The sequence below is a fragment of the Kribbia dieselivorans NBRC 106261 genome, from assembly GCF_001552435.1.
Taxonomy (GTDB): Bacteria; Actinomycetota; Actinomycetes; order Actinomycetales; family Dermatophilaceae; genus Kribbia; species Kribbia dieselivorans.
Genome location: NZ_BCRE01000071.1, coordinates 35,529 through 42,675, shown reverse-complemented (window position 1 = coordinate 42,675; position 7,147 = coordinate 35,529). Strand labels below are relative to the sequence as shown.

General features: G+C 70.1%; 8 protein-coding genes. 4 read left to right on the top strand and 4 right to left on the bottom strand.

The features are described from left to right. The coding region (locus KD1_RS07160) for an alpha/beta fold hydrolase (protein ID WP_157073226.1) at window positions 1–385 on the bottom strand (385 nt) is incomplete at its 3' end. A gap of 225 nt (window positions 386–610) precedes the next feature. Between KD1_RS07160 and KD1_RS07155 the strand changes: the two genes are divergently transcribed. Genes KD1_RS07155 through KD1_RS07140 form a run of 4 tightly spaced genes read left to right on the top strand, consistent with a single transcriptional unit; the run spans window position 611 to window position 3,949 of the window. Next, a complete protein-coding gene (locus KD1_RS07155) occupies window positions 611–1,057 on the top strand; it encodes an arsenate-mycothiol transferase ArsC (RefSeq protein ID WP_068399648.1) in 447 nt (148 codons plus the stop codon). Further along, window positions 1,054–1,482, top strand: a complete 429-nt coding sequence (arsD, locus tag KD1_RS07150; protein ID WP_217995822.1) for an arsenite efflux transporter metallochaperone ArsD — start codon at window positions 1,054–1,056, stop codon at window positions 1,480–1,482. Before KD1_RS07155 ends, arsD begins: the two co-directional genes overlap by 4 nt. Window positions 1,483–1,484: 2 nt before the next feature. Further along, window positions 1,485–3,287, top strand: a complete 1,803-nt coding sequence (arsA, locus tag KD1_RS07145; protein ID WP_068399645.1) for an arsenical pump-driving ATPase — start codon at window positions 1,485–1,487, stop codon at window positions 3,285–3,287. 29 nt (window positions 3,288–3,316) lie between these two features. Then, complete coding sequence (locus KD1_RS07140; protein WP_068399642.1) at window positions 3,317–3,949, top strand: arsenate-mycothiol transferase ArsC; 633 nt, start codon at window positions 3,317–3,319, stop codon at window positions 3,947–3,949. Between the two features lie 79 nt (window positions 3,950–4,028). Here the strand turns inward: KD1_RS07140 and KD1_RS07135 are convergent, their stop codons facing one another. Genes KD1_RS07135 through KD1_RS07125 form a run of 3 tightly spaced genes read right to left on the bottom strand, consistent with a single transcriptional unit; the run spans window position 4,029 to window position 7,118 of the window. Then, window positions 4,029–5,258 (bottom strand): NAD(P)/FAD-dependent oxidoreductase, encoded by a 1,230-nt coding sequence (locus tag KD1_RS07135; protein ID WP_068399639.1) that lies wholly within the window; start codon window positions 5,256–5,258, stop codon window positions 4,029–4,031. Window positions 5,259–5,265: 7 nt separating this feature from the next. Beyond that, window positions 5,266–5,457: a ferredoxin gene (locus KD1_RS07130; protein ID WP_068399636.1), complete on the bottom strand. Its 192-nt coding sequence runs from the start codon at window positions 5,455–5,457 to the stop codon at window positions 5,266–5,268. Continuing rightward, window positions 5,457–7,118 (bottom strand): pyruvate, phosphate dikinase, encoded by a 1,662-nt coding sequence (locus KD1_RS07125; protein WP_068399633.1) that lies wholly within the window; start codon window positions 7,116–7,118, stop codon window positions 5,457–5,459. Before KD1_RS07125 ends, KD1_RS07130 begins: the two co-directional genes overlap by 1 nt. Window positions 7,119–7,147 lie beyond the last annotated feature (29 nt).

The following is a 7,147-nucleotide window of genomic DNA, read 5'->3' as shown; positions in this document are numbered from 1 at the left end:
GCGCCCACCGCGCGTCGACCTCGCTGCCCCACGCGCTGACCGTGGCGGCCGCGCCGGCGACGACGACGCGCCGGAGGACGTCCGGGTGCCCGGCGGCGAGGTGGATGGCGATGATCCCGCCGTAGGACTCCCCCAGCACGTCGACGGGGCCGCCGATCTCCTCGCGCGCGAAGCGGGCGTAGTCGGCGGCCATGTCGATCACGGTGTGCCCGGGTGGCATGTGGCGGGGGCGCGTCGCGGTCCACACCGTGTAGCCGGCATCGAGGTAGCCGGCGTACTGCCGCTCGCTCAGCCGAGCCTGCAGGCCGGTCGGCACGTCGCTGCCGGGTCCGCCGGGGATCGTCAGGAGCGCTCGGGGTCCGTCGCCGATCGCGGTGTACTCCATGCCGCTCGCGGACGCGCCGATCCGTCGTGTGGGTCTCGCTTGTCGCCAGTTCACCGGTCCAGCATGCGCCCCGCCCCTCCCGCGGTTCGAGGTGTTACGCGGCGGGAATCCGCCGCGTAACACCTCGAACCAGGGGAGGGGCGGGTGTGTGGCGGCGCCAACTCACCAGACGCATTGACAATCATCCATGTATGCCGGTTGACTGACTCATAGATCACTCTCGATATGTCAGGAGAACCGGTGTCCGAGAATGCGCGACCCGCAGTGCTGTTCGTGTGCGTCAAGAACGGCGGCAAGTCCCAAATGGCGGCAGCCCTGATGCGGCAGCGCGCCGGTGACACCGTCGAGGTCCACTCGGCCGGCACGAAACCCGGATCGGCACTCAACGCCCAGTCCGAGGAGTCGGTGGTCGAGGTCGGAGCGTCGATGGGCCGGGAACACCCGAAGCCGATCGACCCCGAGGTTCTGGCCCGCGTCGACCGGGTGATCGTGCTCGGCTCCGAGGCCACGGTCGACCCGGTGCCGGGGATGCGCGCCGCGATCGAGACGTGGGAGACCGACGAACCGTCGGAGCGCGGCATCGAGGGGATGGAGCGGATGCGGCTGGTGCGTGACGACATCGCCACCCGCGTCGAGGCCCTCTACGGCGAACTGGCGGGAGCAGCGCGATGATCGAGCTCTCCGTGACCGATGTCAGCGGTCAGTCGTCGATGCCGGCAGAGGCCGACGGGCCGATCATCCGCGTCTTCGAGCCCGCACTGTGCTGCAACACCGGGGTCTGCGGCCCCGACCTCGACGAGAATCTCGTCACCTTCACCGCCGACCTCGCGCACCTGCGTGACCTGGGCGTCAACATCGCGCGACACAACCTCGCCAACGACCCCGGCTCGTTCACCGCGCAACCCGCCGTCACCGGTTTCCTCCGCGTGGCCGGGTCGGGTGGGCTGCCGCTCGTGCTCGTCGACGGCGTGACCGTCGCGGCGGGTCGCTACCCGGACCGCACCGAGCTCCTGCGCCTGGCCGGGAGAAGCGAGGCCGTCCCCACCACCTCCGCGTGCTGCACTCCGTCAAGCGATGGCGGATCGGGGTGCTGCTGAGGATGTCTGAGCACGTCACCTTCCTCGACGCTCCCCCGCGGTTCTACTTCTTCACCGGCAAGGGCGGGGTCGGCAAGACGTCGCTGGCGTGTGCCACCGCGGTGCGCCTGGCCGACACCGGAGCGCGGGTGCTGCTCGTCTCGACCGATCCGGCCTCCAACGTCGCGCAGGTGCTCGACCAGCCCATCGGCAACCGGATCACCCCCATCGCCGCGGTGCCCGGGCTCGACGCGATCGAGATCGACCCGCACGGGGCCGCGGAGGATTTTCGCGCGAAGATCATCGACCCGGTGCGCGACCTGCTGCCCGCCGCCGAGATCGCGTCGATCACCGAACAGCTCTCCGGTTCGTGCACGACCGAGGTGGCCTCGTTCAACGAGTTCACCGAACTGCTGGCCGACGACGGGGTCATCGCCCCGTACGCGCACGTCATCTTCGACACCGCGCCGACCGGTCACACGATCCGGCTGCTGCAGTTGCCAGGCGAATGGACGGCCTATCTCGACGCCGGCAAGGGCGACGCCTCGTGCCTGGGGCCGATGGCCGGGCTGGACCGGACCCGCGCGACGTACGCCACCGCCTTGGCGCGATTGGCGGATCCGTCGTTGACGCGGCTGGTGTTGGTCGCGCGGGCCCAGCGGTCGGCCCTGGCCGAGGCCGCGCGCACCGCGCAGGAGTTGGCGCGCGTCGGGATGGCCGAACAGCACCTCGTCATCAATGCCGTGCTGCCACAGCCGACCGGCGGCGACGAACTCGCGTTGGCCGTGTATGCCCGTGAGCAGGAGGCGCTGCGTGATCTGCCGGCGTCGCTCGCGGGTTTGGCGTGCACGCGGATCCCGCTGCGTGGCACCGCCGTGGTCGAGGTCGCCGCGGTGCGGCAGTTGCTCGGTGCGTCGCCGGAGTCGGTGGCGGCGGCGGTTGCGGAGCCGGTTGGGTCGGGGTTTGCCAGCCCGGCCGACGACGCCCCCGACGGCCTCGAGACGCTCGTGGCCGAACTCGCCTCCGCCGATCACGGCCTCATCATGTGCATGGGCAAGGGTGGCGTGGGCAAGAGTTCGGCCGCGGCCGCGCTGGCGCTCGGGTTGGCGGAGCGCGGCAAGGTCGTGCACCTCTCGACCACGGATCCGGCCGCTCATCTCGATCAAGTGCTCGGCGAGGCCGCGAGTGACCACCTGACGGTGTCGCGCATCGATCCGGTGGCGGCCACGCAGGCCTATCGGGACCGCGTGCTCGCGACCAAGGGCAGACGCCTCGACGAGGCCGGGCGGGCGTCGCTGGCCGAGGATCTGCGTTCGCCGTGCACCGAGGAGGTCGCCGTGTTCGGTGAGTTCTCGCACCTCGTCGGTCAGGCGCGTCGGCAGTTCGTCGTCATCGACACCGCGCCGACGGGGCACACGCTGCTGCTCATGGATGCCACCGGGTCGTATCACCGCGACATCATGCGCACGTTGGGTGAGGAGCGGAGCACGGTGACTCCGCTGATGCGGTTGCAGGACCCGGAGTTGACCAAGGTCATCATCGTCACGCTGCCCGAGGCGACCCCGGTGCAGGAGGCGGCCGATCTGCAGACCGACCTCGGGCGCGCCGGGATCACGCCGTGGGCCTGGGTCGTGAATCAGTCGCTGACGGCGGCTCACACGACCGATCCGCTGTTGAGTGCGCGGGCGCGGACCGAAGCCCCGTATCTCGCTCAGGTGCGCGAGTTGGCGCCCCGAACGGCGATCCTGCCGTTGCTCGCCCGCGAACCGTCCGGGCCGGAGGGGCTGCGGTCGTTGACCGGCGTCCTGACCGACCACCCCGTGTGATCACCGCCGCCCACCACTGAGGAGTCGTCATGCTGAACACCGACCATCAACTCGACCGAGACGCCGTCTGCCAGCAGGTCGTGGCGGACCTGAGCTACGCGTTCGACGGGGTGTTCGAGACTCCGATGATCGAACTCGCCGTGCGTGACGCGTGGGAGGTGCTTGCGCCGCGTTCGACGATCCAGACGTTCCTGCCGGTGTTGGTGGCGCGTCAGGCGCGCGAGCAACTCATGGCCACGGCCCAGGCGGAGGGCAAGGTCGCGAAGAAGGTGCCCGAGTTGCTCTTCGTGTGCGTACACAACGCCGGACGTTCGCAGATGGCGGCCGCGCTGGCGGAGCACCTGTCGGCGCGGCGGGTGCACGTGCGCTCGGCCGGGTCCGCGCCCACCGGGGAGATCAATCCGGTCGTGGTCGAGGCGCTGCGCGAGCGCGGGATCGCCCTCGAGGTGGCGTACCCGAAGCCGCTGACCGACACGGCGGTGCGGGCCGCCGATGTCATCGTGACGATGGGCTGCGGGGACGCGTGCCCGGTGTTTCCCGGGAAGCGATACGAGGACTGGGATGTCCGCGATCCGAGTGGTCAGTCGATCGAGGTCGTGCGGGAGATCCGTGATGACCTCCAGGCGCGGGTGACGACGTTGTTGCGGGAGATTCTCGACTGACCTCCTCCGGTTCGAGGTATTACGCGCCGGGAAAGCGACGTGTAATACCTCGAACCGGGTGGGGTCAGGCGGAGCGGAGTCAGGCTCGGGCCGCCTTGAGAGCGCGAGCCTCGGCCCGGTCTCGGGCCAGTGCCCGGGCGTCCTCCACCGTCTTCGACGCGGCGATGAGGACGCGATACTTCATGATGTCGGCGCGACGGTTGAGGGTGAGCGCGCCGACCACGCGGTCCCCCTCGCGGTAGATCGCGGTGAACGCCTCCGCGTCCCACGAACCGTCCACGATCTCCGGAGTACCCGAGGGCACCCCGACGAACTGGATCCGCGAGTCGTACCAGTCCGACCAGAAGTAGGGCACGTGTGAGTACGCGGTGGCCGCGCCCGGATCCAAGGCGTTTTGCGCCGCGTGGCTTCCTTGCTCCTGGGCGCTGGTCCAGTGCTCGATTCGCATGTGACGCGCGAAGAGCGGGTTGTCCCACCGGGCGACGTCGCCGGCGGCGAACACGTCGGGCGCGCTGGTACGCAGGTGCGAGTCACACACGATCCCGTTGTCGATCTCGATCCCACCACCGTCCAGCCAGCTGGTCTGGGGAAGGGCGCCGATCCCGACCACGACGAGGTCCGCGGGGACGGTGCTGCCATCGCTGAGCGTGACGCCGGTGACCCGGTCCTCGCCCTCGAAGCCGATGACTCCGGAGCCGAGCCGCAGGTCGACACCGTGTCGGCCATGGATCGACCCCAACGCGGCTCCGGCGGTCTCACCGACTGCGCGGGCCAGCGGCACCTCGAGAGCTTCGACGATGACGACGTCCATGCCGCGCTCCTTGGCCGAGGCGGCCACCTCGGAGCCGATGAACCCGGCTCCGATGACGACCATGCGACCACCGGCGCGCATCTGCGACCGAATGGCCACCGCGTCGTCCCACGTGCGCAGCGTGTGTACCCCAGGCGGAGTCTCGAGGGGCAGGGTCCGCGGCGTGGCGCCGGTGGCGATGACCAAGACGTCATACCGGACCTCCCGCTCGCCGAGCCGGACCACGTGCCCCGCGGTGTCCACCCCGGTGGCGGTCGCCCCCAGGATCACGGTGCAGCCCTCGTGCTCGGCCAACTCGGCCGAGCCGAAGAGCGCCGGACGCTCGTGCTCATCGGACTTGAGGACCGCCTTGGACAGCGGCGGCCGGTCGTAGGGCAGGTGCTCCTCGGCGCCGATCACGGTGACCCGAGGGGCGGACGGGTGCTGCAGCGCGGCTCGCGCCGCGTTGAGGCCGGCCAGGGAGGCACCCACCACGACGAACTCAAAGGGGGCGGACATGGGCGGGTCAGTCCCCCAGGCTCAGGGCCGCCGTGGGGCAGGCCCGCACGATCTCCTCGAGCCGCTCGCGCTGGCCCTCGTCGACCTCGTCCACGAGGACGTCGAGGTCGCCGTCCTCGTTGACCTCGAACCACTCCGGGGCCATCGACTCGCACACGCCGAGGGCGGTGCACTTCGCGCGGTCAAGGTGGATCTTCATCACGACTCCGTTCCAGGGGTGGGGTGGTTCTCGGCCCAGTCCTCGAGGAGGGCCAGTTCGGGGAGCAGGTGCTCGAGCAATCGACGGGGGTCCTCGGTGGACTTTGTCATCGGCAGGTCGCCCAGCCAGACACGCCCGGTGCCGCCGTCGATGGTGATCCGCTCACCCGCCTGCACGACGGTACCCGCAGCGTTGCGGAAGCCACCGGGCACCATCGCGAGGTTGTGGGCACCGACCACGGCGGGAATGCCCCAGCCGCGGGCCACCACGGCGGCGTGGCTGACCAGTCCGCCCCGGGTTGTCAGCACCCCGACGGCGGCGGCCATGCCCGGCACGTCCTGCGGAGATGTCTCCGCCCGGACGAGGATGACATCGTCGTCCGCGTCGGCGGCGTCGTCGGCGGTCAGCACCACGCGGCCGGACACCCGCCCCGGTGAGGCACCCAGCCCGACGTCGAGGATCGGGTGCTCGCTGTCCCCGACATCGGCGCTCGCCAGAATCTCCTGACGGGCACGGTGGCGGACCTCCGCCGACACCCGTCCAACGGCCTCCGCGGGTGTCAACGCGATGCCCGCCTCACTGACCATGCTGACGGCGCACCGAACGGCCGCGACGGCGCCGCGCTTACCGACACGGGTCTGCAACAACCAGAGTTGGCCGTCCTCCACGGTGAACTCGACGTCGCACATGTCGCGGAAGTGGAGTTCAAGCCGGCGCAGGGACTGGATGAGGTCACGATGCGCCTGCGGACAGTGTTCCGCGAGGTGGCCGATGGGCATCGTCTTGGCGGATCCGGCCACGACGTCCTCACCCTGCGCCCGGGGCAGATAGTCACCGTACAACTGGCGCTGGCCCGTCGAGGGATCGCGGGTGAAGACGACCCCCGTGCCGGACAACTCACCGCGGTTCCCGAAGACCATCGCCTGGATGTTGACGGCCGTTCCCATCTCCTCATCCAGCCCCTCGGCGCTCCGGTAGGCCCGAGCCCGGTCACAGTCCCAGGAGCGGAAGACCGCTTCGACGGCCTGGCGGAGTTGCTCGTGGGGGTCCTGTGGAACGGGTCGTCCACACACCTGCTCGATGTGCGCCTTGAGACGCTCGACTCCCGCCGGGCTGGCGACCTCGTCGTCGCCACTGTCGAAACCGGGGAAGGCCTCACCCGGTACGTCCAGCACGATCGACGAGTACATCTCGAGGAATCGGCGGTACGTGTCCCACGCAAAGTGGTCGTCGCCGGAGGACTTCGCCAACCCGAGGACGGTCTCGTCATTGAGGCCGAGGTTCAGCACGGTGTCGAGCATCCCCGGCATGGAGACCGGGGCGCCGGAGCGCACCGAGACCAGCAGCGGGTCGTTCGCGTCACCAAAGCGGCGGCCCATCCGGGTTTCCAACTCGATCATGGCTGCCTTCAGCGCGGTGTCCAGATCCGCCGGCCACCCGTTGCTGCGGTAGGCGCGGCAGATCGGCAGGGCCACGGTGAATCCGGGCGGGACGGGCAGGTTCAGGGCCCGGGTCATCTCGGCGAGGCCGGCGCCCTTGCCGCCGAGGACCTGCTCGAGTCCACTGCCTGCCATGCCCGCCTCCGCGTGGGGGTGGTCAAAGAAGTAGATGTTCTCGGCGCTCCGTAGGGCCGAAGTCGTGCCCACGTCCGTGTGGTCCATACCGCTCCTCGTTGAGCTCGCTGTTGATC

What these genes read in the sequence shown, in the direction of transcription:
- KD1_RS07125 (WP_068399633.1), bottom strand. Translation starts at nt 7,118, where the DNA reads ATGGACCACACGGACGTGGGCACGACTTCGGCCCTACGGAGCGCCGAG.
- arsA (WP_068399645.1), top strand. Translation starts at nt 1,485, where the DNA reads ATGTCTGAGCACGTCACCTTCCTCGACGCTCCCCCGCGGTTCTACTTC.
- KD1_RS07155 (WP_068399648.1), top strand. Translation starts at nt 611, where the DNA reads ATGTCAGGAGAACCGGTGTCCGAGAATGCGCGACCCGCAGTGCTGTTC.
- KD1_RS07135 (WP_068399639.1), bottom strand. Translation starts at nt 5,258, where the DNA reads ATGTCCGCCCCCTTTGAGTTCGTCGTGGTGGGTGCCTCCCTGGCCGGC.
- KD1_RS07130 (WP_068399636.1), bottom strand. Translation starts at nt 5,457, where the DNA reads ATGAAGATCCACCTTGACCGCGCGAAGTGCACCGCCCTCGGCGTGTGC.
- arsD (WP_217995822.1), top strand. Translation starts at nt 1,054, where the DNA reads ATGATCGAGCTCTCCGTGACCGATGTCAGCGGTCAGTCGTCGATGCCG.
- KD1_RS07140 (WP_068399642.1), top strand. Translation starts at nt 3,317, where the DNA reads ATGCTGAACACCGACCATCAACTCGACCGAGACGCCGTCTGCCAGCAG.